Raw genomic sequence first — 21,853 nt, 5'->3', positions numbered from 1 at the left:
TGGGTCCTCTTAACTAACCGGTCAGCCTTGACGCTGCTTGTGACGCGGATCGGTGCAAATGACTCGCACGACGCCATGCCGTTTGATGATCTTACAGTTGCGGCACATTTTCTTGACCGAAGCCGAAACTCTCATAGTCTTCTCCTAGATATTCCTAAAACATTCAACAACTGACCATTCACTTCGAGCGGAACACGATTCGCGCTCGGGTGAGGTCGTAGGGCGTGAGCTCTACCTTGACCTTGTCCCCCGGCAGGATCCGGATGTAATGCATCCGCATCTTGCCGCTGATGTGCCCCAGCACCACATGACCGTTTTCGAGCTTGACCCTGAAGGTCGCGTTGGGGAGGTTTTCAATCACCTCACCCTGCATCTCGATCACATCGTCCTTGGCCATAAGCGAAGTTCAAGGGGAGGTTTTGAAACTGGCCTTCTTGAGCAGCGATTCGTATTGCTGCGACATCATGTAATTCTGAACCTGGGCCATGAAGTCCATGGTGACCACCACGATGATCAACAGGGAGGTGCCGCCGAAATAGAACGGCACGTTGTACTTCAGGATCAGGAACTCGGGCAGCAGACACACGGCGGTGATGTACACAGCGCCAGCCAGTGTCAGCCTCAACAAAATTTTGTCGATGTAGCGGGCGGTCTGGTCACCCGGGCGGATGCCTGGAATGAACGCGCCACTCTTCTTCAGGTTGTCGGCCGTCTCGCGGCTGTTGAACACCAGTGCGGTGTAGAAGAAGCAGAAGAAAACGATGGCCGCGGCGTACAGCGCCACGTAGATCGGTTGACCGGGTGACAGCGCCGCCGCGATGTCGCGCAACCAGCGGGTCGAGTCACCGGTGCTCACCCAGCTCACCACCGTGGTGGGCAGCAGGATGATGGACGACGCGAAGATCGGCGGAATCACGCCAGCCATGTTCAGCTTGAGCGGCAGGTGCGAGGACTGGCCTCCGTACACCTTGTTGCCCACCTGACGGCGTGCGTAGTTCACCAGGATCTTGCGCTGGCCGCGTTCCACGAACACCACGAAGTAGGTGACCAGGATCACCAGCGCGATGATGAAGATCGACACCAGGATGTTCATGGCACCGGTGCGCACCAGCTCCAGCAGACCACCAATGGCGCTCGGCAAACCGGCCGCGATACCCGCGAAGATCAGGATCGAGATGCCGTTGCCCAGACCACGCTCGGTGATCTGCTCACCCAGCCACATCAGGAACATGGTGCCGGCCACCAGGCTGACCACGGCCGTCAGGCGAAAGCCCATGCCAGGATCGATCACCAGACCAGGCGAACCTTCCAGGGCCAGGGCAATGCCCATGGCTTGGAAAATGGCCAGGGCCAGCGTGCCGTAGCGCGTGTACTGCGTGATCTTGCGGCGTCCGGCCTCGCCCTCTTTCTTCAGCTGCTCGAACGTGGGCACCACGTAGGTCATGAGCTGCATGATGATCGAGGCCGAGATGTACGGCATGATCCCCAACGCGAACACGGTGAAGCGCGAGAGCGCACCGCCCGAGAACATGTTGAACAGGCTCAGAATGCCGCCCTGCTGCCCCTGGAACAATTGCGCCAGTTGCGCGGGGTCGATGCCGGGCACAGGAATGTGTGCACCGATGCGGTAGACCACCAGCGCCAGCAACAGGAACACCAGCCGGCGACGCAGGTCGCCGAACTTTCCGGTTTTGGCCAGGGACGTGGATCCAGTTGCCACAGGAATCTTCCGTTCGAGTCCGATCAGGCCGCCAGGGAGCCGCCAGCGGCTTCGATGGCCTGCTTGGCACCCGCGGTCGCGGCGATGTCCTTGAGGGTCACGGCACGCGTGATCTCGCCGGTCTTGATCACCTTGACGCGCTTGGCCAGGTGAGGCACCAGGCCAGCCTGCTTGAGCACGAGCACATCGACCTCGCTCACGTCGAGGGCGTTGAGGTCGGCCAGCGTGACTTCAGCGTTGAACTGCAGTTGCGCCGACTTGAAGCCGCGCTTGGGCAGACGGCGCTGCAGCGGCATCTGACCGCCTTCGAAACCGACCTTGTGGTAGCCACCCGAACGGGACTTCTGGCCCTTGTGGCCACGACCTGCCGTTTTGCCCAGGCCCGAACCGATGCCGCGGCCGACACGGCGCTTGGCATGCTTGGCGCCTTCGGAAGGCTTGATGGTATTGAGTTGCATGTCAGTGACTCCGATCAGACGATTTTGACCAGGTAGCTGATCTTGTTGATCATGCCGCGCACGGCGGGCGTGTCCTGCAGCTCGCTGACGCTGTTGAGCTTGCGCAGGCCCAGGCCACGGACGGTGTCGCGGTGGGATTGCTTGGTTCCAATGGGGCTGCGCACCAGTTGAACCTTGACGGTGTTTTGAGTGGTCATGATCGCTCCAATCAACCCAGGATCTCTTCGACGGACTTGCCACGCTTGGCAGCCACGTCGGCAGGGGTCGTCGAATTCTTCAGTGCGTCCAGCGTGGCGCGCACCAGGTTGTAGGGGTTGCTCGAGCCATGGCTCTTGGCCACGACATCGGTGATGCCCAACACTTCGAACACCGCGCGCATCGGGCCGCCAGCGATGATGCCGGTACCCTTGGAAGCCGGCAGCATCATGACGTTGGAAGCGCCGTGCTCGCCGTGCACGCTGTGGTGCAGCGAGCCGTTCTTGAGCGACACCTTGATCATGTTGCGACGGGCCTGTTCCATGGCCTTCTGCACGGCCACCGGCACTTCACGCGCCTTGCCCTTGCCCATGCCCACGCGGCCATCGCCATCACCGACCACGGTCAGCGCTGCGAAACCGAGAATGCGACCGCCCTTGACCACCTTGGTCACGCGGTTGATCGCGATCATCTTCTCGCGCAGACCGTCTTCGTTCGCTTCTTTGTTGATGTTTGCCGTAAATTTAGCCATTTTGTGTATTCCGTTTGATCAGAACTGCAGACCGGCTTCACGAGCCGCGTCTGCCAGGGCTTTCACCCGGCCGTGGTAAGCAAAACCGGAACGGTCAAACGCCACCTTCTCGATGCCGGCGGCCTTCGCCTTTTCGGCGATGCGCTTGCCCACCAAGGCAGCGGCAGCGGTGTTGCCACCCTTGCCAGCGCCACCGATCTGGGCACGCACTTCGGCTTCGGCGGTCGATGCAGCAGCCAGCACGCGGCCGCCGTCGTCGGAGATGACGCTGGCGTAGATGTGCAGGTTGGTGCGGTTCACGCTCAGGCGCACGGCGCCTTGTTGCGCAATGCGGATGCGCGTTTGGCGGGCGCGGCGGAGACGTTGCTCTTTTTTGGTCAACATGATCCTGGTCCTTATTTCTTCTTGGTTTCCTTGATCACGACCTTTTCATCCGCATAACGGATGCCCTTGCCCTTGTAAGGCTCGGGGGGGCGAACGGCTCGCACCTCGGAAGCGATCTGGCCCACGCGCTGGCGGTCGGAACCCTTGATCAGGATTTCGGTCGGCGTCGGGGTTTCCACCTTGATGCCGGCGGGCATGTCCATCACCACGGGGTGGGAGTAGCCAACCGTCAGGTTGAGCTTGGCACCCTGTGCCTGGGCCTTGTAGCCCACGCCCAGCAGCGTCAGCTTCTTCTCGAAGCCCTTGCTCACACCATTGACCATGTTGTTGACCAGCTGGCGCATGGTGCCGGACATGGCATTGGCTTCGCGCGATTCGTCCACGGGGACGAAGGTCAGCGTGCCGGCCTTGTTCTCAACCTTGACCAGCGTGTTCAGCGTCAGCGCCAGGGCACCCAGGGCACCCTTGACATTGATCTGGTTGTCCTTGACGGCGACTTCCACCCCGGCTGGGACGGTGACCGGCAGTTTTCCAATACGTGACATTAATTTCTCCTCAATGCCCGCATCAGGCGACGTAACACAGGACTTCGCCACCGACACCGGTAGCGCGTGCCTTGCGGTCGGTCATCACGCCTTGCGGCGTGGTGACGATGGCCACGCCCAGACCGTTCTGAACCTGGGGGATGGCGTTGCGGCCACGGTAGACGCGCAGGCCGGGACGGCTCACGCGCTCGATGCGCTCGATCACGGGACGACCGGCGTAGTACTTGAGAGCGATCTCAAGTTCGTTCTTGCCGTCGGTGCTCTTGACCTGGAACCCGTCGATGTAACCCTCGTCCTTCAGGACCTGGGCGATCGCGGCCTTGACCTTGGAAGCCGGCATCGTCACAACGGCCTTCTCGACCATCTGTGCGTTGCGGATGCGGGTCAACATGTCAGCAATAGGATCACTCATGCTCATTTGTGGTTCTCCTAATGCTTACCAGCTGGCTTTGGTGATGCCGGGGATTTCACCGGCAAACGCCATTTCACGGACCTTGGCACGGGCCAGGCCGAAGTGGGCGAAGGTGCCACGCGGACGACCGGTGATCTCGCAGCGGTTGCGCTGACGGGTCGGGTTCGCGTTGCGGGGCAGCTTCTGCAGCGCCAGGCGGGCTGCATCGCGTTCTTCTTCGCTCTTCTTGGCGTCGTTGGACGTCGCCTTGAGTTCGGTGTATTTCTTGGCGAACTTGGCGGCGAGCTTCTCGCGCTTGAGTTCACGTTGGAGTAGTGCTTGTTTAGCCACGCGCCACCTCAGTTCTTGAACGGGAAACGGAAACCGGCCAGAAGAGCCTTGCACTCTTCGTCGTTCTTGGCGGTCGTCGTGATGCTGATGTTGAGACCGCGCAAGGCATCGACCTTGTCGTACTCGATCTCAGGGAAAATGATCTGTTCCTTGACGCCGACGTTGTAGTTGCCGCGGCCGTCGAACGAACGGCCGGAGATGCCACGGAAGTCGCGCACGCGGGGCAGCGCCACGGTGACGAAACGGTCCAGGAATTCGTACATGCGCGCGCCACGCAGGGTGACCATGCAGCCAATGGCCTGCTGTTCACGGATCTTGAAACCCGCGATGGCCTTGCGGGCCTTGGTCACGACCGGCTTCTGGCCAGCGATCTTGGTCAGGTCGCCGACGGCGTTGTCCATGACCTTCTTGTCGGCCACGGCCTCGCTCACACCCATGTTGAGCGTGATCTTGGTGATGCGCGGCACTTCCATCGTCGACTTGTAGCCGAACTTCTTCATGAGGTCCGGGGCGATGGTGTCGCGGAAAACTTCTTGCAAACGTGCCATGGTCATGCCACCTTGATTTCTTCGCCGCTGGACTTGAAGACGCGCACTTTCTTGCCGTCGGCCAGGAGCTTGATGCCCACGCGATCCGCCTTGCCGGTGGCGCCATTGAAGATGGCGACGTTGGACTGGTGGATGGGCATGGTCTTTTCGATGATGCCGCCGGTGATGCCCTTCATGGGGTTCGGCTTGGCATGCTTCTTGACGAGGTTCACGCCTTCGACAACCAGGCGGCTGTCGTCGCTGCGCTGCAGCACCTTGCCGCGCTTGCCCTTGTCGCGACCGGCAATCACGATGACTTCATCGCCACTACGAATCTTGTTCATGATGAGTCCTCAGAGAACCTCGGGCGCCAGCGACACGATCTTCATGAACTTCTCGGTGCGCAGTTCGCGCGTGACCGGTCCGAAGATGCGGGTGCCGATGGGCTCCAGCTTGGCGTTGAGCAACACTGCTGCGTTGCCGTCGAATTTGATCAGGGCGCCGTCCTGACGACGGATGCCCTTGGCGGTGCGGACCACCACAGCGTTGTAAACCTCGCCTTTTTTGACGCGGCCACGGGGCGCTGCTTCCTTGATGCTGACTTTGATGACGTCGCCCACACTGGCGTAACGACGCTTGGAGCCGCCGAGCACCTTGATGCACATCACGGACTTCGCGCCCGTGTTGTCAGCAACATCGAGTCGAGATTGCGTTTGAATCATTTGATTTAAGTCCCAACTTGAATCCCCCCAGCCACCACGGCCGGGAGTGATCAGTCTTGGGCCCGTCGTTGAAGGCTTGCCGGGCATTGCACCCGGCTCACCCCCTTCGGTGGGCAGATAGCTCTTCGCCTTTTCAAGCGAAGCCGCGAATTATGGCATGGATGCGGCCGGCGCGTCAACTGGGGATGCAGAAACCGGCAGATACCGGGCGCACAGGGCCTGGAAAGCCGCCAGTTCCGGGTCGCCGGACAGCTCGTCGGCCAGGATCGCCGCCACGGCGGGCGCCAGGCGGGCGGCCTCGGTGGCATCCAGGAACAGGACGCGCCAGCGCCGGGCCAGCACATCCTCCACAGTCTGGGCGTACTCGAAGCGGGCGGCATAGCGCACCATGGCCTCGGTCAATCCGGCACCCAGCAGGTTCGCCTGCCCCGGGCAGGCCCCCACCTGCGGGGCTTCGGTCCCATATAAGTGAAGACCGGGTGGCGCATACAGCGGCGTGACCGGACTGGCGGTGGCCCCGGCGCCCAGCAGCACGTGGCCGGCGCTCTGGCCACCGGCGCGGTGCGGCAGCAGGCGGCTGGCGAAGCAGCGCTCCAGCACGTCCTCGGCCATGGCGCGGTAGGTGGTCCATTTGCCGCCGGTGACGGTGACCAGGCCATTGGCATCCACCACGATGGTGTGTTCGCGCGACAACACCTTGGTGCCGCCCTCGGCCGCCTCGGGCGCCGCCACCAGGGGCCGCAGGCCGACCCAGAGGCTTCGGATGTCCGCGCGGCGCACCGGCCGGCTCAGCGCCTGGCTGGCTTCGCTGAGGATGAATTCCAGCTCTTCGGCGAAGGCGTCCGGTTCGCGCGGCAGGTCGCGGCGGGGGGTGTCGGTCGTGCCCAGCACCAGCTTGCCGAGCCAGGGCACGGCGAACAGCACCCGGCCATCGCGGGTCTTGGGCACCAGCAGGGCGTGGCCGCCGGGCAGGAAATCGCGGTCCACCACCACGTGCACCCCCTGGCTGGGGCTGACCATGTGGGAGGGCGTGCCACCCTGGTTCACCGGCGGCTGGGTGCGGTCGCGCAGGGCGTCCACCCAGACGCCCGTGGCGTTGACCACGCAGCGGGCCTGCAAGGGGAAGGTACCGCCGCCGCGCCGGTCGGTCACGTCCAGCACCGACATCGGTTGATCGGCGCCTGCGAGCTGGCGCACCGCCGTGACCTCGGCGTAGTTCAACACGCGGGCGCCCGCGGCCTCGGCGCTGCGCGCCAGCGCCAGCGCCAGGCGGGCGTCGTCGAACTGGCCGTCCCAGTACTTCACCCCGCCCCGCAGGCCGTCAGGCTTGACGCCGGGCAGGGCCTGCAGTGCCTGCGCACGGTTGAGGAATTCGGTGCGGCCCAGGCCCGCGCCACCGGCCAGCAGGTCGTACAGCTTGAGGCCGAGGCCGTAAAAAGGCGTCTGCCACCAGCGATAGGACGGCATGACAAAGGGCAGCGGCTGCGCCAGGTGCGGCGCGATGCGCAGCACCGTGGCGCGCTCGGCCAGGGCTTCGCGCACCAGGGCCAGGTTGCCCTGCGCCAGGTAACGCACACCGCCGTGCAACAGCTTGGTGGAGCGCGACGAGGTGCCACCGGCGAAGTCGTGCGACTCCAGCAGCACCACGGAGAAACCGCGCAGCGCCGCATCGAGCGCCACCCCCAGGCCGGTGGCCCCGCCACCGACCACCGCGAGGTCGTACACGCCATGGCGGGACAGCGATTCAAGCAGTTCTGCGCGTTTCATGGGGAGGTGGATGGTCCTCCGCACCCAGGCGGCGCGGAGGACGGTTGCTACAAAAGCCGATGCATCACATCAGCGGACCTTGCCATTCTTCCATGCGTTGAGCAGCTGGTCGTAGGCGATGGTCTCTCCCTTGGGCTTTTCGTTGGCCAGCTTCTTCCAGGGCGCGGCCTTGTCGCTCAGGTACTTGTTGGGATCGCCCTTGGGGTTGAGCTTGGGCGCGCAGCGCTCCATGCCGGCGCGCTCCAGGCGGCTCATGACCTGGTCCATCTGCTCGGCCAGGTTGTCCATCGCGGCCTGGGGCGTCTTCTCGCCGGTCACGGCCTGGGCCACGTTCTGCCACCAGAGCTGCGCGAGCTTGGGGTAGTCGGGCACGTTGGTGCCGGTGGGCGTCCAGGCCACGCGGGCCGGGCTGCGGTAGAACTCGACCAGGCCGCCCAGCTTGGGCGCGAGGTCGGTCATGGCCTTGCTCTGGATGTCGCTCTCGCGGATCGGGGTCAGGCCCACGATGGTCTTCTTCAGCGAGGTGGTCTTGGCGGTCACGAACTGCGCGTACAGCCAGGCCGCCGCGGTCTTGTTCTCGTCGTGGCCGTTGAAGAACGACCAGGATCCCACGTCCTGGTAGCCGTTCTGCATGCCCTGCTTCCAGTAGGGGCCGTTCGGGCCGGGCGCCATGCGCCACTTGGGCGTGCCGTCGGCATTCACCACCGGCAGGCCGGGCTTGGTCATGTCGGCGGTGAAGGCGGTGTACCAGAAGATCTGCTGCGCGATCTGGCCCTGTGCGGGCACCGGGCCGGCTTCGCCGAAGGTCATGCCGGTGGCTTCCTTGGGCGCGTACTTCTTCATCCAGTCGATGTACTTGGTGAGGGCGTACACGGCGGCCGGCGAGTTGGTGGCGCCACCGCGCGAGACGCTCGCGCCCTGCGGGTTGCAGCCATCGGCCGAGGCGCGGATGCCCCATTCGTCCACCGGCTTGCCGTTGGGGATGCCGATGTCGGCGGTGCCGGCCATGGACAGCCAGGCGTCGGTGAAGCGCCAGCCCAGCGACGGGTCCTTCTTGCCGTAGTCCATGTGGCCATAGATCGGCTTGCCGTCGATGGTCTTGACGTCGTTGGTGAAGAATTCGGCGATGTCTTCGTAGGCGCTCCAGTTCAGCGGCACACCCAGGTCGTAGCCGTACTTGGCCTTGAACTTGTCCTTCAGGTCCTGGCGCGCGAACAGGTCGGCGCGGAACCAGTAGAGGTTGGCGAACTGCTGGTCGGGCAGCTGGTAGAGCTTCTTGTCGGGCGCGGTGGTGAAGCTGGTGCCGATGAAGTCCTTGATGTCCAGACCGGGATTGGTGTACTCCTTGCCCTTGCCGGCCATGTAGTCGGTCAGGTTCATCATCTTGCCGTAGCGGTAGTGCGTGCCGATCAGGTCGGAGTCGCTGATCCAGCCGTCGTAGATCGATTTGCCCGACTGCATGGAGGTCTGCAGCTTCTCGACCACGTCGCCTTCCTGGATCAGGTCGTGCTTGACGGTGATGCCGGTGATCTCGGCGAAGGCCTTGGCCAGCGTCTTGCTCTCGTACTCGTGCGTGGTGATGGTCTCGGACACCACCGAAATCTCTTTCACGCCTTTGGCCTTGAGCTTGGCGGCCGCGTCGATGAACCACTTCATCTCGGCCGCCTGCTGGGCCTTGGTGAGGGTGGAGGGCTGGAACTCGCTGTCGATCCACTTCTTGGCGGCGGCCTCGTCGGCCCACGCGGGCAAGGCACCCATGGCCAGCAACGCGGCCAGGGCCAGGGTGGTGTGTCGCAATTTCATGTCGTCTCCTCTAGCGGTGTGCTTCCCCGGTGTGTGAGAGATCTCGGCCCCGGGGAAGCATTGGGCCGAATCCACAAAGAAAACCGGCTCGCTCAGCCCTTGCGCATCACCAGCAGCAGCCAGCCCATGGAGAGCACGAAGGCGATCCAGATGCTGGGCTCCTGCTCCAGCGAGAACCACTGGGCGAACCAGCCCGCCAGGCCGATGAAGGCCAGGTTGATGTAGGCCGCGCCGAGCAGGCCGATGAACAGGCGGTCGCCGCGCGAGGTGACCATGGGCAGGAAGCCCTTGCGCTCGACGGTGGGCGCCTTGACTTCCCACAGCGTCATGCCGGCGAGCATGAGCGCGATGCAGGTGAAGAACACGGCCACGGGTGTGGTCCAGACCATCCACTGAAACATGGTGAAGCTCCTCAGACGCGGCCCATCGCGAAGCCCTTCGCGATGTAGTGCCGCACAAACCAGATGACGATGGCGCCCGGCACGATGGTGAGCACGCCGGCCGCGGCCAGCGTGGCCCAGTCCATGCCGCTGGCGCTCACGGTGCGCGTCATCGTCGCCACGATGGGCTTGGCGTTCACGCTGGTGAGCGTGCGCGCCAGCAGCAGCTCGACCCAGCTGAACATGAAGCAGAAGAACGCCGCCACCCCCACGCCGGCCTTGATCAGCGGCAGGAAGATGGTGAAGAAGAAGCGCGGGAAGCTGTAGCCGTCGATGTAGGCCGTCTCGTCGATCTCGCGCGGGATGCCGCTCATGAAGCCTTCCAGGATCCACACCGCCAGCGGCACGTTGAACAGCAGGTGCGCCATGGCCACGGCGATGTGCGTGTCCATCAGGCCCAGCGTGGTGTAGAGCTGGAAGAAGGGCAGCAGGAACACGGCCGGCGGCGTCATGCGGTTGGAGAGCAGCCAGAAGAACACGTGCTTGTCGCCCAGGAAGCGGTAGCGCGAGAACGCGTAGGCCGCCGGCAGCGCCACGGTGAGCGAGATCACGGTGTTGATGCCGACGTAGATCAGGCTGTTGATGTAGCCCGAGTACCAGGACGGGTCGGTGAAGATGGTCCGGTAGTTGGCCCAGGTGAACTCGGCCGGCCACAGGGTGAAGGACGAGAGGATTTCCTGGTTGGTCTTGAAGCTCATGTTGACCATCCAGTAGATGGGCAGGAGCGCGAAGACCAGGTAGGCGATGAGGAAGAGCGTCCTCTTCCTGAAACGGCGCTTATCCATGACCCTGCTCCTTCTCCGACGTGCCCAGGCTCTGCATCCAGTTGTAGAGCACGAAGCAGAACAGCAGGATGATGAGGAAATAGATCAGCGAGAACGCCGCCGCCGGGCCGAGGTCGAACTGGCCGACCGCCTTGGTGGTGAGGTACTGCGAGAGGAAGGTGGTGGCGTTGCCGGGGCCGCCGCCGGTGAGCACGAAGGGCTCGGTGTAGATCATGAAGCTGTCCATGAAGCGCAGCAGCACCGCGATCATCAGCACGCCGCGCATCTTGGGCAGCTGGATGTAGCGGAACACGGCCCACTTGCTCGCGCCGTCGATGCTGGCGGCCTGGTAGTAGGCGTCGGGGATGCTGCGCAGGCCCGCGAAGGCCAGCAGCGCGACCAGCGGTGTCCAGTGCCACACGTCCATGATCAGCACCGTCCACCAGGCGTGCACCGGGTTGCCGGTGTAGCTGTAGTCCATGCCGGCCCACTGCAGGAAGTAGCCCATGAGGCCGATGTCGGCGCGGCCGAAGATCTGCCAGATGGTGCCGACCACGTTCCACGGGATCAGCAGCGACAGCGCCACCAGCACCAGCACGGCCGAGGACTTCCAGCCCTGCGCCGGCATGGACAGCGCCAGCGCGATGCCCAGCGGGATCTCCACCAGCAGCACCGCCAGCGAGAACTGGATCTGCCGCCACAGCGCCAGGTGCAGCTCTTCATCGCGCATCACGGCGGCGAACCATTCGGTGCCCACGAACACGCGGCGGTCGGGCGAAAGCACGTCCTGCACCGAGTAGTTCACCACCGTCATCAGCGGCAGCACGGCCGAGAAGGCCACGCAGAGGATCACCGGCAGCACCAGCCACCAGGCCTTCTGGTTCACGGGTTTGGTTGTATTGCTCATGCCACCAGCACCTCGTCCTTGTAAAAGCAGGTATGCCGCCCGAGCACGCGCAGGTGCACGGTCTCGCCCACCCCGGGCGCGCTGGCTTCGGGCGCCAGCCGGCACTTGAGGCGGTGTTCGCCCGCCTCGCAGGTCACCATCACGTAGGTGCCGATGTCCTGCACGCGCGTCACCGTCGCGGGCAGCGTGTCGGGCTCGCCCGCTTGGCCGATCGCCAGGTACTCGGGGCGGATGCCAAGCTTGACCGGCCCTTCGGGCAGCACCTGGCCGTTGGTGAGCGCCAGCGGGTGCTCCAGCACCACCACACCGCCGCGCACGCTGGTCGCGGGCAGGAAGTTCATGCCGGGCGAGCCGATGAAGTGGCCCACGAAGGTGTGCGCCGGCCGCTCGAACAGCGCCGCCGCCGCGCCCACCTGCACCGCCCGACCGCGCGTCATCACCACTACCTCGTCGGCGAAGGTCAGCGCCTCCACCTGGTCGTGCGTCACGTAGATCAGCGTGAGCTTGAGTTCGTGATGGATCTGCTTGAGCTTGCGCCGCAGCTGCCATTTCAGGTGCGGGTCGATCACGGTCAACGGCTCGTCGAACAGCACGGCCGACACGTCCGAGCGCACCAGGCCCCGGCCCAGCGAGATCTTCTGCTTCTGGTCGGCGGACAGGCCGGCCGCGCGCTGGTCGAGCTGGTGGCTCATCTCCAGCATCTCCGCGATGCGGCCCACGCGGTCTTTGATCTCGGGCTCGGGCACCTTGCGGTTGCGCAAGGGGAACGCGAGGTTCTGCGCCACGGTCATGGTGTCGTAGATCACCGGGAACTGGAACACCTGGGCGATGTTGCGTTGCTGCGGGCTCTGGCGCGTCACGTCCACGCCGTTGAAGCGCACCGTGCCTTGCGACGGCGCGAGCAGGCCCGAGATGATGTTGAGCATGGTGGTCTTGCCACAACCGGAGGGGCCGAGCAGCGCGTAGGCGCCGCCGTCCTCGAAAGTCATCTGCAGCGGCAGCAGCGCGTAATCCTCGTCCGCCTTGGGATGGGGCCGGTAGGCGTGCGCCAGGTCGAGTTCGATGCGTGCCATCAGCCCGCCCTCCCCGCGCGCGCCGGGGCCTGCACCAGCGGGCCCTCGGCATCGAAGACGAACAGCTGATCGGGCCGCAGGTACAGCGTGATGGGATCGCCCAGCGGGCAGTCATGCACGCCGGTGAGCTGGGCCACCAGCTCGCCCACGGCCGTGTGCACGTGCACAAACGTGTCCGACCCCGCGATCTCGGCCAGCTCCACGCGCCCGGGCACCGCCACGTCGCCGGGCCGCTGCACCACCCGCAGGCCACCGGCGCGCAGGCCGAGCGTGAGCCGCGCGGGCGCGTCGGCCGGCAAGGCCAGGGGCCAGACCTCGCCGCCGGCCACGCGCACACCGCCCGCGACCGCCTCGGCGGCCATCAGGTTCATCGGCGGGTCGCTGAAGGCGCGCGCCACGCGAATGCTCCTGGGCGCATGAAACACCTCGGCCGTGGGGCCGTACTGCAGCAGCTCACCCGCGTCCATCACCGCCGTGTGGCCCCCGAGCAGCAGGGCCTCGCCCGGCTCGGTGGTGGCGTAGACCACGGTGGAGTCGCTGGTGGCGAACAGGTGGGTGAGCTCCTCGCGCAGTTCCTCGCGCAGCTTGTAGTCCAGGTTCACCAGGGGTTCGTCGAACAGCATCAGCGGCGCCTGCTTGGCCAGGGCCCGCGCCAGCGCCACGCGCTGCTGCTGGCCGCCCGAGAGCTCGGCCGGCAGGCGGTCGAGGAAGGGTTCGATGTGCAGGCGCGCGGCCAGCTCGCGCACGCGCTGGTCCACGCCGCGCTCGCCGCGCAGGCGCATGGGCGAGGCGATGTTCTGCGCCACCGTCATGGAGGGGTAGTTGACGAACTGCTGGTAGACCATGGCCACGTTGCGCTGGCGCACCGGCACCCGCGTCACGTCCACCCCGTCGGCCAGCACCCGGCCGATGGTGGCCGTGTCCAGCCCGGCCATCACGCGCATCAGGCTGGTCTTGCCGGCCTGGGTCGCGCCCAGCAACACCGTCACCTCCCGCGGGGCCAGGTTCAGGCTCAGGGGATAGAGGTGGGCCGTTGGCCCGACGGTCTTGCCCACGTGCTCCAGTGACAGCTGCATTCGAGTCCCAGTGTGAAAAAGCGCACACCCGAAAGCAGGTGGCGATTCGTTTTGCCGATTATGTTGTTCGTTTATGTTCCTTTTTATTCGGTACTTACCCTGAGGAGGGCCCAAAAGAATTCCGTTATGTTCGGGTGGCCTTTTCACCCACGACCGCCCGCCCCGATGAACCTCAACCCCCGCCACACCCAGCTGCTCGACGAAGTGCGCGCCCACGGTCCCCAGACCATCGAAGCCCTGGCCGAGCGCTTCGGCGTCACGCTGCAGACCGTGCGCCGCGACGTGCAGCGCCTGGCCGAGGCCGGCCTGCTGTCGCGTTTTCACGGCGGGGTGCGGCAACCGGGTTCGACCACCGAGAACATCGCCTACCGCCAGCGCCAGGCCATGCAGGCGGACGCCAAGACGCGCATCGCCCGCGCCGTGGCCCGGCGCGTGCCCAACGGCTGCTCGCTGATCATGAACATCGGCACCACCATCGAGGCCGTGGCGCGCGAGCTGCAGCACCACCGCGGCCTGCGCGTGATCACCAACAACCTGCACATCGCCTCGCTCATGAGCACCAACCCCGACTGCGAGGTGATCGTGGCCGGCGGCCTGGTGCGCGGCGCCGATCAGGGCATCGTGGGCGAGGCCACGGTGGACTTCATGCGCCAGTTCCGGGTCGACATCGGCCTGATCGGCATCAGCGGCATCGAGGCCGATGGCACGCTGCGCGACTTCGACTACCGCGAGGTGAAGGTGGCGCGCGCCATCGTCGAGCAGTCGCGCGAGGTCTGGCTGGCCGCCGACCACAGCAAGTTCAACCGCCCCGCCATGGTCGAGCTCGCGCGGCTGGACGACATCGACGTGGTCTTCACCGACGTGGCGCCGCCGCCACCGTTCGACGAGCTGCTCGCCCAGGCCAACGTCGAATGCGTGCGCGCCGGCATCGGCACCGACAACGCCTGACCAACACTGTTCTCCCGGAAGACGCCATGACCTACCTGCTCGCCCTCGACCAGGGCACCTCCAGCTCGCGCAGCATCGTGTTCGACCGCCAGGGCCGCGTGGTCACCATGGCGCAGCGCGAGTTCCGCCAGATCTACCCGCAGCCGGGCTGGGTCGAGCACGACCCGCGCGACCTCTGGCAGACGCAGCTGGAGACCGCGCGCGAGGCCTTGAAGCAGGCGAAGCTGCGCGCCGACCAGATCCAGGCCGTGGGCATCACCAACCAGCGCGAGACCACACTGGTGTGGAACCGCCAGACCGGCGAGCCGGTGTACAGCGCCATCGTCTGGCAGGACCGGCGCGCCGAGAACACCTGCGCCGAACTGCGCGAGCGCGGCGCGAGCGACACCGTGCTGCAGAAGACCGGGCTGCGCATCGACGCCTACTTCTCCGGCACCAAGCTCAAGTGGATCCTGGACCACGTGCCCGGGGCGCGCGAGCAGGCCGAGCGCGGCGAGCTCGCCTTCGGCACCGTGGACAGCTGGCTGATCTGGCAGCTCACCGGCGGCGAACGCCACGTGACCGACGTGAGCAATGCCTCGCGCACCATGCTCTTCAACGTGCACACGCGCGAGTGGGACGACGAGCTGCTGGCCCTGCTCGACATCCCGAAGCGCCTGATGCCCGAGGCCCTGCCCTCCAGCGCGCACTTCGGCCGCATGAAGGCCGAGTGGCTGGGCGCGCCGCTGGAGATCGGCGGCGTGGCCGGCGACCAGCAGAGCGCGCTCTTCGGTCAGGCCTGCTTCACCGCCGGCATGGCCAAGAACACCTACGGCACCGGCTGCTTCATGCTGATGCACACCGGCGAACGTTTCCAGGTCAGCGAGAACGGTCTCATCACCACCGCCACCGCCCAACCACCCGGGCCACAGCAGTACGCGCTGGAGGGCAGCGTGTTCATCGGCGGCGCCGTGGTGCAGTGGCTGCGCGACGGCCTGAAGGCGATCCCCTCCAGCAGCGAAGTGCAGTCGCTCGCCGAGAGCGTGCCCGACGCGGGCGGCGTGGTGCTGGTGCCCGCCTTCACCGGCCTGGGCGCGCCCTACTGGCAACCCGAGGCGCGCGGCAGCATCACCGGCCTCACGCGCGGCACCACCATGGCCCACATCGCGCGCGCCGCGCTGGAGAGCATCGCCTTCCAGAGCGCGGCCCTGCTCGACGCCATGAGCCGCGACGCGCTGGCCGCCGGCGGTGTGCCGGTGAGCGAACTGCGCGTGGACGGCGGCGCCTGCGCGAACAATTTGCTGATGCAGATCCAGGCCGACCTGCTGGGCATTCCCGTGGTGCGGCCGGCGGTGATCGAAACCACCGCGCTCGGCGCGGCCTACCTGGCCGGCCTGCACAGCGGCGTCTATGGCGGGCTGGACGAACTCTCGAAACAATGGCGCGCCGAACGCACCTTCCACCCCACGCTCTCGCGCGAGCGCGCGGCCGAGAAGATGGCGCAGTGGGAACACGCCGTGCGCCAGACCGTCGCGCCCTGATGCGACGCGCGACAATGGCGCGATGAGCAACACCTCCACCCACCCCACCATCACCTTCATCGGCGGCGGCAACATGGCCAGCGCCATCGTCGGCGGCCTGGTCCGCCAGGGCCACCCCGCCAGCGCCTTGCAGATCGTCGAGCCCTGGGACGAACAGCGCGCCAAGCTCGCGCGGCAGTTTCCCGGCGTCAGCGTGCTGCCGGCGGCCGGCCCCGCGCTCCAGCCCTCGGGCCTGGTGGTCTGGGCCGTGAAGCCGCAGACCTTCAAGGAAGCCGCGCTGGCCAGCGCGCCGCACCTGAAGGAGGCGTTGCACCTGAGCGTGGCCGCCGGCATCACCAGCGAGAGCATGGCCGGCTGGTTGCAGACGCAGCGCATCGTGCGCGCCATGCCCAACACCCCGGCCCTGGTCGGTCTGGGCATGACCGGCCTGTTCGCCCGCGCGGGCGCCAGCGACGCCGACCGCGCGCTGGTGGAGGCCGTGGTGAAGACCACTGGCGACTTGGTGTGGGTGGCCGAGGAGGCCCAGCTGGACGCCGTGACCGCGCTCTCGGGCTCGGGCCCGGCCTACGTGTTCTATTTCCTCGAGGCCATGCGCGACGCGGGTGCCCGCATGGGCTTGCCGCCCGAGGTGGCCTACCAGCTCGCGGTGGGCACCTTCGTCGGCGCGGCCACGCTGGCCCAGCGCTCGGACGACCCGCCGCAGACGCTGCGCGAGCGCGTGACGTCGAAGGGGGGCACGACCTACGCCGCGCTCACGTCTCTGGATGCCGCCGGCGTGAAGACGAAGTTCGAGGAGGCGCTGTTCGCGGCACAGACACGCGCCGAGGAGCTTGGGCGCGAGTTCGGGAAGTAAACGTTACGTTGTTTCTCTCGCTGCTCGCGGACACGGCGCACTCTGCTCCGCGGCTGTCCTCCGGCCGGCTGCGCCGGCCTCCCCCTTTACGCCGCTGCGCAGAGCACGCCGCATCCGCGAGCGGGTGTCACAAACGAGAAAGCCGCTCCTGCGCCGGTGGGCGTGGTGTGTTCTGCGCAGCGGCGTAAAGGAGGAGGCGGCACCAGCCGCCGGGGGACAGCCGCGGAGCAGAGCACACCGCGCCCGCCGGCCGCGAGGTCCAACGATCGAAACTCAAAGCAACCCGAGCACCACGCCCACAAACACGGTAAAGCCCAACCAGTGGTTGAGCCGGAAGGCCTTGAAGCAGCCCTCGCGCGTGCGCTCCTTGATCAGGCCGAAGTGCCAGACCACCTGGGCCAGTGCCACCACCAGCATGGCGCCCCAGACCCAGGGATTCACCACCGCCCAGAGCGCGGCCGTCCAGATCGCCAGGAACACCAGGTAGAAACCCGTGACAGCGGGCACGTCCGCCCGGCCCAGCGTGATCGCCGAGGTCTTCATGCCGATGCGCAGGTCGTCGTCGCGGTCCACCATCGCGTACTCGGTGTCGTAGGCCAGCACCCAGAACAGGTTGCCCACCATCAGCACCCAGGCCAGCAGCGGCACCTGCGACTGCACCGCCGCGAACGCCATCGGCACGCCGAAGCTGAAAGCCACACCCAGCACCGCCTGCGGCATGGACACATAGCGCTTGGCATAGGGGTAGATCAACGTGATCGCCAGCGCGGCGAACGACATCAGCACCGTGAGCGTGTTGGTCGTGAGCACCAGCCCGAAGGCCGCCAGCGCCAGCACCGCGCCCACCGCAAGCGCCTCACGCGTCGAGACCTTGCCCGAGGTGACCGGGCGCTGCGCCGTGCGCTTGACGTGCTTGTCGAATTCACGATCGGCCACGTCGTTCACACAGCAGCCCGCGCTGCGCATGAGGATGGTGCCCAGCACGAACACCGCCAGCAGGTGCCAGCCCGGGAAACCGCCCGCGGCCACCCACAGCGCGGCCAGCGAAGGCCAGAGCAGCAGCAGCCAGCCCGCGGGCCGGTTCCAGCGGATCAGGTCGAGGTACAGCGACAGGCGCGACGGCGCGGGCGAGGTGGCGGCAACCATGGCAGGCGAATCACTCCTCGAGCAGCGAGCGCAGCATCCAGGCGGTCTGCTCGTGCACCGTCAGGCGCTGCGTCAGCAGGTCGGCGGTGGGCTCGTCGCCCGCCTTTTCCACCACGGGGAACAGCTGGCGCGCGGTGCGCGCCACCGCCTCGTGGCCCTGCACCAGGATGCGCACCATCTCCAGCGCCTTGGGCGGCGTGGCCGGCACATCGGGCACCGAACTGAGCTTGCCGAACTGCGCGTAGCTGCCCGGCGCCGCGTGACCCAGCGAGCGGATGCGCTCGGCCACCGGATCGACCGCGTTCCACAGCTCGGTGTACTGCGTCATGAACATGGTGTGCAACGACGTGAACATCGGACCGGTCACGTTCCAGTGGAAGTTGTGCGTGGTCAGGTACAGCGTGTAGGTGTCGGCCAGCAGCTGCGACAGGCCCTTGGCGATGGCGGCGCGGTCCTTCTCGCCGATGCCGATGTTGATCGCGGGGGCGGTGACGGTGCCTCGGGGTTTGGCCATGGTGTGCTCCTTGGGATGGTGAATGGAAAGGAAAAACTAGGACAGGCGTTTGACGCCCGGCAGCTCGCAGGCGTAGATGGCGTTGCGCAGCTCGGCGATGGCCTCGTAGCGCGTGAAGCTGCGCCGCCAGGCCAGCACCACGCGCCGCGTGGGCGCCTCGCCCTGGAACGGCAGGTAACGCACGTAGGACGAGTCGCCGAAGTCCTGGCCCGGCGCGCTCGCGCCGTCCAGCGCCGAGGACGGCACCGACAGGCGCGGCACCAGCGTCACGCCCATGCCGGCGGCGACCATGTGTTTGATCGTCTCCAGCGAGGAACCTTCGAAGCTCTTGCGGATGCCTTCGGCGTCGTTCGAGAAGCGCGCGAACTCAGGGCAGACCTCCAGCACGTGGTCGCGGAAGCAGTGGCCGGTGCCCAGCAGCAGCATGGTCTCGCGCTTGAGCTCTTCGTTGGTGATGTGCTCCTGCTTCGCCAGCGGATGGGTGTGCGGCACGGCGGCCAGGAAGGGCTCGTCGTACAGCGGCGCGATCGCGAGGTTGGTGTCGGGAAAGGGCTCGGCCAGGATGGCGCAGTCGATCTCGCCCAGGCGCAGCTGTTCCAGCAGCTTGACGGTGAAGTTCTCCTGCAGCATCAGCGGCATCTGCGGCGTGCGGTCGATGACGTGGCGCACCAGGTCGGGCAGCAGGTAGGGGCCGATGGTGTAGATCACGCCCAGCCGCAGCGGCCCGGCCAGCGGGTCCTTGCCGCGCTTGGCGATCTCCTTGATGGCGGCGGCCTGCTCCAGCACGGTCTGCGCCTGGCGCACGATCTCCTCGCCCAGCGGCGTCACCGCGATCTCGGTGGCGTTGCGCTCGAAGATCTTGAGCTCGAGTTCCTCTTCCAGCTTCTTGATGGCCACCGACAGCGTGGGCTGCGACACATAGCAGGCCTCGGCGGCCTTGCCGAAGTGCTTCTCCCTCGCCACGGCCACGATGTACTTGAGTTCGGTGAGCGTCATGGGGTGCTATTTTGCGCCCGTGGCCCGCGGCGTGCAGGGCGCCTCAGCCATTCACTCAGGCTTTCAGGTACTCGGCCTTGCCGCCGAGCCAGCGCGCGATGTGTTTTTCCGCCGCCGCCGGGTACTGGGTGAGCATCACCGGCGCGGCCTCGCGCGCCCAGTCGAGCAGGTGGGTGTCGGTCGCCAGATCGGCAAAGCGCAACAGCGGCGCACCCGACTGGCGCGCACCGAGGAACTCGCCCGGGCCCCGGATCTCCAGGTCGCGGCGCGCGATCTCGAAGCCGTCGCTGGTGTCGGCCATGGCTTTCAGGCGCTCGCGCGCGGTCTCGCCCAGGCGCCCGCCATCGGGCGGCGTGTACATCAGCACACAGGCCGAGGCCGCCGCGCCGCGCCCCACGCGCCCACGCAGCTGGTGCAGTTGCGACAGGCCGAAGCGCTCGGCGTGTTCGATCACCATCAGCGAGGCGTTGGGCACGTCCACCCCGACTTCGATCACGGTGGTGGAAACCAGCACGCCCATCTGCCCACCGGTGAACAGCGACATCACGGCCTTCTTCTCGGCCACCGGCATGCGCGAATGCAAGAGGCCGACCAGCACGCCGGGCAGGGCCTGCGACAGCTCGGCGTGCGTGGCTGTGGCGTTCGAGAGGTCGATCGCCTCGCTCTCCTCGATCAGCGGACAGACCCAGTAGACCTGCCGGCCCTGCCCGAGCTGGCCGCGGATGCGCTCGATCACCTCGGCGCGGCGACTGTCGGCCACCACCTTGGTGACGATGGGCGTGCGCCCGGGCGGCAGTTCGTCGATGGTCGACACGTCGAGGTCGGCGTAATAGCTCATCGCGAGCGTGCGCGGAATCGGTGTGGCCGTCATCATCAGCAGGTGCGGCTCCTGCTCGGTGCCGTCTTCCGCCACGCCCACCTTGCTGCGCAGCGCCAGTCGCTGCGCCACGCCGAAGCGGTGCTGCTCGTCGATGATGGCCAGCGCGAGGTGCTTGAACACCACCTGGTCCTGGATGACGGCGTGCGTGCCCACCACCAGCGCGGCCTCGCCGCTGGCGATCAGGGCCAGCATCTCGCCGCGCTGCTTTTTCTTCTGGCTGCCGGTGAGCCAGGCCACGCGCTTGCCCAGCGGCGCGAGCAAGGGCTCCAGCCAGCCGATGAGCTTGGCGAAGTGCTGCTCGGCGAGGATCTCGGTCGGCGCCATCAGCGCGCACTGCCAGCCCGCGTCGATGGCGATGGCGGCGGCCAGCGCCGCCACCACCGTCTTGCCCGAGCCCACATCGCCCTGCAGCAGCCGGTGCATGGGCACCTGGCGCAGCAGGTCGCGCGCGATCTCCTCGCCCACGCGGCGCTGCGCGGCGGTGAGCGCGAACGGCAGCGCACCCAGCAGCTGCTCGTGCAGCCCGCCCGGCGCGGCACGCAGGGCGGGCGCGCGCAAGGCGGCGCGCTCCTGCTTGGCCGTGAACTGCGAGAGCTGCTGCGCCAGCAATTCCTCGGCCTTGAGGCGCTGCCAGGCCGGGTGGCTGCGGTCTTCCAGCGCGTCGAGCGACACGTCCGGCCCCGGGTGGTGCAGGTACTGCAGCGCGTCGCGCAGCGTCCAGGTGCCGCGCACCACGGCCTGCAGGCCGCCCAGCAGCGCGGGCGGCAGCGTCTCGCTCAGGTCGGCGCGCTTGAGGCCGCTGGCCACGGCCTTGCGGAGGTAGGCCTGCGGCAGCTGCGCGCTGGTGGGATAGACGGGGGTGAGCGCGTCAGGCAGCTCGCCACCGGCCGCGTGGAACGCCGGGTGCACCATGGTCCAGCCCAGGAAGCCGCCGCGCAGCTCGCCGCGCACGCGCACCCGCTCGCCCACCGCCAGCGTCTTCTGGTGCGCCGGGTAGAAGGTGAAGAAACGCAGCGTGCAGGTGTCGGTGCCGTCGTCCAGCGTCACCAGCAGCTGGCGGCGCGGGCGAAAACTGATCTCGCTGTTCGTCACCGTGCCCTCGATCTGCGCCAGCTGACCATCGCGCGCGCCGCGCAGGCTCACGATGCGGGTCTCGTCCTCGTAGCGCAGGGGCAGGTGCAGGGCCAGGTCGATGTCGCGCACCAACCCGAGCTTGTGCAAGGCCTTCTGAGGGGCAGACAGGGGCTTGCGGGCAGGGGTGGCGTCGGGCATGGGACAATTCTGCCCGGTTCCCAACCCCTCCTTTTCACTTGGCACGGGCCTTGTTCGGCCCTCAAGCAG

The 21,853-nt window shown here is 66.7% G+C and carries 27 protein-coding genes; 3 read left to right on the top strand and 24 right to left on the bottom strand.

What is annotated here, in order from left to right:
- Positions 1-21 precede the first annotated feature (21 nt).
- The 20 genes from rpmJ to AC3WPZ_RS05060 all read right to left on the bottom strand — a co-directional run bounded on the left by rpmJ (position 22) and on the right by AC3WPZ_RS05060 (position 13,655).
- Positions 22-135, bottom strand: coding sequence for a 50S ribosomal protein L36 (gene rpmJ, locus AC3WPZ_RS05155; RefSeq protein ID WP_009514917.1), 114 nt, complete (start codon positions 133-135; stop codon positions 22-24).
- 43 nt (positions 136-178) lie between these two features.
- The gene (gene infA / locus AC3WPZ_RS05150; protein WP_086118896.1) at positions 179-397 is read right to left on the bottom strand and encodes a translation initiation factor IF-1; all 219 of its coding nucleotides are present in this window, start codon (positions 395-397) and stop codon (positions 179-181) included.
- Between the two features lie 9 nt (positions 398-406).
- Positions 407-1,720, bottom strand: a complete 1,314-nt coding sequence (gene secY / locus AC3WPZ_RS05145) for a preprotein translocase subunit SecY (protein WP_297396159.1) — start codon at positions 1,718-1,720, stop codon at positions 407-409.
- A 23-nt stretch (positions 1,721-1,743) separates the two neighbouring features.
- Positions 1,744-2,178 (bottom strand): 50S ribosomal protein L15, encoded by a 435-nt coding sequence (gene rplO, locus AC3WPZ_RS05140; protein ID WP_137917291.1) that lies wholly within the window; start codon positions 2,176-2,178, stop codon positions 1,744-1,746.
- A 14-nt stretch (positions 2,179-2,192) separates the two neighbouring features.
- Positions 2,193-2,375, bottom strand: a complete 183-nt coding sequence (gene rpmD / locus AC3WPZ_RS05135; protein ID WP_159589446.1) for a 50S ribosomal protein L30 — start codon at positions 2,373-2,375, stop codon at positions 2,193-2,195.
- Positions 2,376-2,386: 11 nt separating this feature from the next.
- Positions 2,387-2,905 carry a 30S ribosomal protein S5 gene (gene rpsE, locus AC3WPZ_RS05130; RefSeq protein ID WP_159589444.1) on the bottom strand — a complete coding sequence of 173 codons (519 nt, stop codon included), beginning with the start codon at positions 2,903-2,905 and terminating at the stop codon, positions 2,387-2,389.
- A gap of 18 nt (positions 2,906-2,923) precedes the next feature.
- Positions 2,924-3,289: a 50S ribosomal protein L18 gene (gene rplR, locus AC3WPZ_RS05125; protein WP_382153742.1), complete on the bottom strand. Its 366-nt coding sequence runs from the start codon at positions 3,287-3,289 to the stop codon at positions 2,924-2,926.
- Positions 3,290-3,300: 11 nt separating this feature from the next.
- Positions 3,301-3,834, bottom strand: coding sequence for a 50S ribosomal protein L6 (gene rplF / locus AC3WPZ_RS05120; protein WP_382325751.1), 534 nt, complete (start codon positions 3,832-3,834; stop codon positions 3,301-3,303).
- Between the two features lie 22 nt (positions 3,835-3,856).
- Entirely contained in the window at positions 3,857-4,252 is a 396-nt protein-coding gene (gene rpsH, locus AC3WPZ_RS05115) for a 30S ribosomal protein S8 (RefSeq protein WP_382153739.1), read from the bottom strand.
- A gap of 18 nt (positions 4,253-4,270) precedes the next feature.
- Positions 4,271-4,576: a 30S ribosomal protein S14 gene (gene rpsN, locus AC3WPZ_RS05110; protein WP_382153736.1), complete on the bottom strand. Its 306-nt coding sequence runs from the start codon at positions 4,574-4,576 to the stop codon at positions 4,271-4,273.
- An 8-nt stretch (positions 4,577-4,584) separates the two neighbouring features.
- Entirely contained in the window at positions 4,585-5,124 is a 540-nt protein-coding gene (rplE, locus tag AC3WPZ_RS05105) for a 50S ribosomal protein L5 (RefSeq protein ID WP_297396180.1), read from the bottom strand.
- A gap of 2 nt (positions 5,125-5,126) precedes the next feature.
- Positions 5,127-5,447, bottom strand: coding sequence for a 50S ribosomal protein L24 (gene rplX / locus AC3WPZ_RS05100; RefSeq protein WP_066267894.1), 321 nt, complete (start codon positions 5,445-5,447; stop codon positions 5,127-5,129).
- Positions 5,448-5,456: 9 nt separating this feature from the next.
- Positions 5,457-5,825 carry a 50S ribosomal protein L14 gene (gene rplN / locus AC3WPZ_RS05095; protein WP_009514936.1) on the bottom strand — a complete coding sequence of 123 codons (369 nt, stop codon included), beginning with the start codon at positions 5,823-5,825 and terminating at the stop codon, positions 5,457-5,459.
- 150 nt (positions 5,826-5,975) lie between these two features.
- Entirely contained in the window at positions 5,976-7,592 is a 1,617-nt protein-coding gene (locus AC3WPZ_RS05090) for a glycerol-3-phosphate dehydrogenase/oxidase (protein WP_492438458.1), read from the bottom strand.
- Between the two features lie 69 nt (positions 7,593-7,661).
- A complete protein-coding gene (locus AC3WPZ_RS05085) occupies positions 7,662-9,395 on the bottom strand; it encodes an ABC transporter substrate-binding protein (protein WP_382153730.1) in 1,734 nt (577 codons plus the stop codon).
- Between the two features lie 92 nt (positions 9,396-9,487).
- The gene (locus tag AC3WPZ_RS05080) at positions 9,488-9,796 is read right to left on the bottom strand and encodes a DUF2160 domain-containing protein (RefSeq protein WP_382322110.1); all 309 of its coding nucleotides are present in this window, start codon (positions 9,794-9,796) and stop codon (positions 9,488-9,490) included.
- A gap of 11 nt (positions 9,797-9,807) precedes the next feature.
- Positions 9,808-10,620: a carbohydrate ABC transporter permease gene (locus tag AC3WPZ_RS05075; protein ID WP_492438456.1), complete on the bottom strand. Its 813-nt coding sequence runs from the start codon at positions 10,618-10,620 to the stop codon at positions 9,808-9,810.
- A complete protein-coding gene (locus tag AC3WPZ_RS05070) occupies positions 10,613-11,506 on the bottom strand; it encodes a carbohydrate ABC transporter permease (RefSeq protein WP_382153722.1) in 894 nt (297 codons plus the stop codon). The genes AC3WPZ_RS05075 and AC3WPZ_RS05070 overlap by 8 nt, the downstream gene beginning before the upstream one ends.
- The gene (locus AC3WPZ_RS05065; protein ID WP_382322112.1) at positions 11,503-12,579 is read right to left on the bottom strand and encodes an ABC transporter ATP-binding protein; all 1,077 of its coding nucleotides are present in this window, start codon (positions 12,577-12,579) and stop codon (positions 11,503-11,505) included. Before AC3WPZ_RS05065 ends, AC3WPZ_RS05070 begins: the two co-directional genes overlap by 4 nt.
- On the bottom strand, positions 12,579-13,655 hold the full coding sequence (locus tag AC3WPZ_RS05060) for an ABC transporter ATP-binding protein (RefSeq protein WP_382322113.1): 1,077 nt from the start codon (positions 13,653-13,655) through the stop codon (positions 12,579-12,581). Before AC3WPZ_RS05060 ends, AC3WPZ_RS05065 begins: the two co-directional genes overlap by 1 nt.
- A 165-nt stretch (positions 13,656-13,820) precedes the next feature.
- Here AC3WPZ_RS05060 and AC3WPZ_RS05055 point away from each other — a divergent pair, with 165 nt between their 5' ends.
- Genes AC3WPZ_RS05055 through proC form a run of 3 tightly spaced genes read left to right on the top strand, consistent with a single transcriptional unit; the run spans position 13,821 to position 16,976 of the window.
- A complete protein-coding gene (locus AC3WPZ_RS05055) occupies positions 13,821-14,603 on the top strand; it encodes a DeoR/GlpR family DNA-binding transcription regulator (protein ID WP_382153716.1) in 783 nt (260 codons plus the stop codon).
- Between the two features lie 26 nt (positions 14,604-14,629).
- Positions 14,630-16,123 carry a glycerol kinase GlpK gene (gene glpK / locus AC3WPZ_RS05050; protein ID WP_492438453.1) on the top strand — a complete coding sequence of 498 codons (1,494 nt, stop codon included), beginning with the start codon at positions 14,630-14,632 and terminating at the stop codon, positions 16,121-16,123.
- Positions 16,124-16,145: 22 nt separating this feature from the next.
- Positions 16,146-16,976 (top strand): pyrroline-5-carboxylate reductase, encoded by an 831-nt coding sequence (gene proC / locus AC3WPZ_RS05045; protein ID WP_492438451.1) that lies wholly within the window; start codon positions 16,146-16,148, stop codon positions 16,974-16,976.
- A 273-nt stretch (positions 16,977-17,249) separates the two neighbouring features.
- On the opposite strand, the gene ubiA is transcribed toward proC, so the two are convergent.
- Genes ubiA through recG form a run of 4 tightly spaced genes read right to left on the bottom strand, consistent with a single transcriptional unit; the run spans position 17,250 to position 21,784 of the window.
- Positions 17,250-18,122, bottom strand: a complete 873-nt coding sequence (gene ubiA, locus AC3WPZ_RS05040) for a 4-hydroxybenzoate octaprenyltransferase (RefSeq protein WP_492438449.1) — start codon at positions 18,120-18,122, stop codon at positions 17,250-17,252.
- A 10-nt stretch (positions 18,123-18,132) separates the two neighbouring features.
- A complete protein-coding gene (locus AC3WPZ_RS05035) occupies positions 18,133-18,636 on the bottom strand; it encodes a Dps family protein (RefSeq protein WP_291111885.1) in 504 nt (167 codons plus the stop codon).
- A 36-nt stretch (positions 18,637-18,672) separates the two neighbouring features.
- Positions 18,673-19,632 carry a hydrogen peroxide-inducible genes activator gene (locus tag AC3WPZ_RS05030; RefSeq protein WP_382153707.1) on the bottom strand — a complete coding sequence of 320 codons (960 nt, stop codon included), beginning with the start codon at positions 19,630-19,632 and terminating at the stop codon, positions 18,673-18,675.
- 55 nt (positions 19,633-19,687) lie between these two features.
- Positions 19,688-21,784, bottom strand: coding sequence for an ATP-dependent DNA helicase RecG (gene recG, locus AC3WPZ_RS05025; protein ID WP_492438447.1), 2,097 nt, complete (start codon positions 21,782-21,784; stop codon positions 19,688-19,690).
- Between the last annotated feature and the right edge of the window lie 69 nt (positions 21,785-21,853).

It is taken from the genome of Hydrogenophaga sp. FW305-3-2-15-A-LB1, from assembly GCF_058787875.1.
Note: the sequence above shows the minus strand (reverse complement) of the source record. Positions and strands in the feature narration are given on the sequence as shown.

Excerpts from the sequence above, each read along its gene's own strand:
- rpmJ (WP_009514917.1), bottom strand. The coding sequence starts at position 135 with ATGAGAGTTTCGGCTTCGGTCAAGAAAATGTGCCGCAACTGTAAGATC.
- infA (WP_086118896.1), bottom strand. The coding sequence starts at position 397 with ATGGCCAAGGACGATGTGATCGAGATGCAGGGTGAGGTGATTGAAAAC.
- rplO (WP_137917291.1), bottom strand. The coding sequence starts at position 2,178 with ATGCAACTCAATACCATCAAGCCTTCCGAAGGCGCCAAGCATGCCAAG.
- rpmD (WP_159589446.1), bottom strand. The coding sequence starts at position 2,375 with ATGACCACTCAAAACACCGTCAAGGTTCAACTGGTGCGCAGCCCCATT.
- rpsE (WP_159589444.1), bottom strand. The coding sequence starts at position 2,905 with ATGGCTAAATTTACGGCAAACATCAACAAAGAAGCGAACGAAGACGGT.
- rplR (WP_382153742.1), bottom strand. The coding sequence starts at position 3,289 with ATGTTGACCAAAAAAGAGCAACGTCTCCGCCGCGCCCGCCAAACGCGC.
- rplF (WP_382325751.1), bottom strand. The coding sequence starts at position 3,834 with ATGTCACGTATTGGAAAACTGCCGGTCACCGTCCCAGCCGGGGTGGAA.
- rpsH (WP_382153739.1), bottom strand. The coding sequence starts at position 4,252 with ATGAGCATGAGTGATCCTATTGCTGACATGTTGACCCGCATCCGCAAC.
- rplE (WP_297396180.1), bottom strand. The coding sequence starts at position 5,124 with ATGGCACGTTTGCAAGAAGTTTTCCGCGACACCATCGCCCCGGACCTC.
- rplX (WP_066267894.1), bottom strand. The coding sequence starts at position 5,447 with ATGAACAAGATTCGTAGTGGCGATGAAGTCATCGTGATTGCCGGTCGC.
- rplN (WP_009514936.1), bottom strand. The coding sequence starts at position 5,825 with ATGATTCAAACGCAATCTCGACTCGATGTTGCTGACAACACGGGCGCG.
- AC3WPZ_RS05090 (WP_492438458.1), bottom strand. The coding sequence starts at position 7,592 with ATGAAACGCGCAGAACTGCTTGAATCGCTGTCCCGCCATGGCGTGTAC.
- AC3WPZ_RS05085 (WP_382153730.1), bottom strand. The coding sequence starts at position 9,395 with ATGAAATTGCGACACACCACCCTGGCCCTGGCCGCGTTGCTGGCCATG.
- AC3WPZ_RS05080 (WP_382322110.1), bottom strand. The coding sequence starts at position 9,796 with ATGTTTCAGTGGATGGTCTGGACCACACCCGTGGCCGTGTTCTTCACC.
- AC3WPZ_RS05075 (WP_492438456.1), bottom strand. The coding sequence starts at position 10,620 with ATGGATAAGCGCCGTTTCAGGAAGAGGACGCTCTTCCTCATCGCCTAC.
- AC3WPZ_RS05070 (WP_382153722.1), bottom strand. The coding sequence starts at position 11,506 with ATGAGCAATACAACCAAACCCGTGAACCAGAAGGCCTGGTGGCTGGTG.
- AC3WPZ_RS05065 (WP_382322112.1), bottom strand. The coding sequence starts at position 12,579 with ATGGCACGCATCGAACTCGACCTGGCGCACGCCTACCGGCCCCATCCC.
- AC3WPZ_RS05060 (WP_382322113.1), bottom strand. The coding sequence starts at position 13,655 with ATGCAGCTGTCACTGGAGCACGTGGGCAAGACCGTCGGGCCAACGGCC.
- AC3WPZ_RS05055 (WP_382153716.1), top strand. The coding sequence starts at position 13,821 with ATGAACCTCAACCCCCGCCACACCCAGCTGCTCGACGAAGTGCGCGCC.
- glpK (WP_492438453.1), top strand. The coding sequence starts at position 14,630 with ATGACCTACCTGCTCGCCCTCGACCAGGGCACCTCCAGCTCGCGCAGC.
- proC (WP_492438451.1), top strand. The coding sequence starts at position 16,146 with ATGAGCAACACCTCCACCCACCCCACCATCACCTTCATCGGCGGCGGC.
- ubiA (WP_492438449.1), bottom strand. The coding sequence starts at position 18,122 with ATGGTTGCCGCCACCTCGCCCGCGCCGTCGCGCCTGTCGCTGTACCTC.
- AC3WPZ_RS05035 (WP_291111885.1), bottom strand. The coding sequence starts at position 18,636 with ATGGCCAAACCCCGAGGCACCGTCACCGCCCCCGCGATCAACATCGGC.
- AC3WPZ_RS05030 (WP_382153707.1), bottom strand. The coding sequence starts at position 19,632 with ATGACGCTCACCGAACTCAAGTACATCGTGGCCGTGGCGAGGGAGAAG.
- recG (WP_492438447.1), bottom strand. The coding sequence starts at position 21,784 with ATGCCCGACGCCACCCCTGCCCGCAAGCCCCTGTCTGCCCCTCAGAAG.